The following is a 2460-nucleotide window of genomic DNA, read 5'->3' on the forward strand; positions in this document are numbered from 1 at the left end:
CAGGCGATCCCGGCCTGCTGCAGGCGCTGCACCTGGTCCGGCCGGAACAGGCCCATGATCGACGAGGCCACCGCCGGCCGCGCCGCAAGCAGGGCCTCGAACTGGGCATCGAAATCGGCCGGCGCCGCATCGCCGGCGGCGGCGTCGACCGGCGGGCCCCAGGCCGCGAGAAAGGCGCGCACCTCGGCCTCCGCGGCAGCATCGCGCGCGGGCAACGGATCCGGCACCCACAGATTGACCTGCGCCGGCCCACCGCCGGCGGCGCGGAACGAGTCCATCCACGCCACGATGTCCTGCGGCGCCGACAGCACCGCGCCCATCGCCCCCATGCCGCCGGCCGTGGCGACCGCGGCCGACAGCGGCACCGGGCAGGCACCGGCCATCGGGCTGAGCAGGATCGGCAGGCGCAGGCCGAAGCGCTCGCAGAACGTGGTGGCGCGAGCCTGAAGCGAAGACTGCATTGCCCTCTCACCGTGCGCGGAAGGCGTCAGTATGCGGGACACAGCCTGCCTTTGCCGCCGGAGGGCACCAGCACAAAGGCGACCTCCCTATCGCGATGGGCGGCGCGTCCAGCGCAAATACCGTGGGCGACTGCATACGCCATGGCATGTCTTGCTGGGATTGCGAACGTCTTTCCCCAACCCGGATGACGTCACCAGCGAAATGGAAGCGGCGGGTCCGTGCATCACGGACCCGCCAAGCGCAGTCAGGCGCCGAAGTGGATGCTGCCTCGTAAAGGTGCGGAATTCGCGTCGCAGAACTGCTCGAAGTCCGCATAGAACCGGACCACGTTGCCCTGCGCATCCTGCTCGATCTTGCGCACGTTCAAGGTGCCACGGGTCGCGTTGCACCCCCGCCCGTTGCCGTAGAAATCGAATCCGGCGTTGAGGCTGTCGGCGAACCGGCTGATGGAATAGCGCCCCGGTACCAAGGTCTTGCCGGCGGGTGCCGCAATGGTCGCAGTCCAATCGTCGCGCAGCCCCGAGGCGGCATACCGAAGCCGTGACGGCGTCCCGTCCAATGCAAACACGCTCGTATCGTTGTAATACGTCTTGTCCACACCACCGCCGACATAGTCGCCGTCACCGCTGTTCAATTTCAGATACAGCGGCGCTGCGTTGTAGCTGACCACGCCCGCGAGCGCCGGCGCCTTGTTGGTCTCGCATTGCTGGACGAAGGATGCTTCCAGCTGATCCACGTTCCCGGCGGCATCGAACGCGACCTGCCGGATCGATACCTTTCCCCAGATCCTGTTGCAGCCCCGCCCGGTGCTTGAGACGTCGAGCCCGGGCGAGCGGCCTGTCTTGAACGCCGAGCGCTCTGCATTGGCATAAACGCCGGGAGCCAGCCCAGTCCCGACGGGCGGCCTGATCGTGATCGACCAGTACTCGCCCGCCGTACTGGTGATGGACAGCTCGACCCGATCCTTGGTGCCGCGCACGCCGAATGTCGCGTTCGCATCGGTCAGAACGGCCTTCTTGCCCTGGCCGATGTAGTCGCCTGCGTTGCTGGAATACGAAAAGATCGAGGCTGCGTCACACGCGAACGCCAATCCGGCACCCGCCAGCACCGCCGCGAACCTACACACTTGTCCATTGAGTCCTTGCATACATCCTCCGATGATTAGGGTTGCCCGGTCCGGAGCAAGCTATGTCCGTCCGCGGACGCGTCATCCTAGACATCGCCAGTGTCATGCGCTGCGACTGGCATCGCAGCCGCTGACGCAGCGAAACGACAGGTCGCCGCACTGCGTACCAAGCCCTCCCTGCCGCCGCCGGCCATCTTCGGCATCAACGCTCTGCGGCGGCGACGCTCACGGCAGCGGCACCGGCAAACATTGCCGGTCCCGATCGCCGACCCACACCTGCTGCAGGGAAAAAGCGCGCAACAGCGACGGGCACTGGACGAAGGCACCCCACAGCCGCAGATCGACGAACGTCTCGACAGCACGATCGCGCCACGCCGCCGGGCCGGACAGCCGCAGCTCCAGGCAATACAGCCCATCGACCGGACACACCACCTCCACGCACGCCGGCGTCGCCGCGGACGGACGCAAGGCCATCAGCTGCGGCCCGTGCAACAGCGCGAACAGCCCCAGTTCGCCGTCGGTCGGACGGCTGCCGCCGGGCACCGGCAGTGGCCGACCGAACAGGCCGGATGTCCACACCGCCTCCAGCACCAGGACGTCGCCCTGGCTCAGCTGCAGAAAGTGACGATGCACGACCACGTTATCCGTGGGATCCGCCACCGCGGTGTCCGGCGCTCCATGCACGTCCCAGGCCCGCTCGGCGCCGACGAACAGCAACGCGGCCGCGGCCGGCACGCGCGCCACGCAACGCGGCGGCAACTGCGCCAGCGGCCACGCGTCACGCGCTGGCGCCTCGGTGACGGCGAGGCTGCCATCGGGGCGCTGCGCATACGCCAGCGGCGTGCCGCGCAGCGGCTGCACCGGCAGCGCCC

At 68.3% G+C, this 2460-nt stretch carries 2 protein-coding genes and 1 pseudogene; all 3 read right to left on the reverse strand.

Features of this window, described 5'->3' with window-relative positions:
• On the reverse strand, window positions 1–461 hold a 461-nt coding region (locus D588_RS0120980; RefSeq protein ID WP_017917395.1), incomplete at its 3' end, for a nitronate monooxygenase.
• Window positions 462–706: 245 nt separating this feature from the next.
• Complete coding sequence (locus D588_RS0120985) at window positions 707–1609, reverse strand: hypothetical protein (RefSeq protein WP_157835204.1); 903 nt, start codon at window positions 1607–1609, stop codon at window positions 707–709.
• A gap of 204 nt (window positions 1610–1813) precedes the next feature.
• Window positions 1814–2460, reverse strand: a pseudogene (locus tag D588_RS0120990) (hypothetical protein); the annotation flags it as partial.

Source organism: Xanthomonas sp. SHU 308, from assembly GCF_000364645.1.
GTDB lineage: Bacteria > Pseudomonadota > Gammaproteobacteria > Xanthomonadales > Xanthomonadaceae > Xanthomonas_A > Xanthomonas_A sontii.

Bases quoted from the DNA above. Each gene is read 5' to 3' on its own strand.
- D588_RS0120985 (WP_157835204.1), bottom strand. From the start codon at position 1,609: ATGCAAGGACTCAATGGACAAGTGTGTAGGTTCGCGGCGGTGCTGGCG.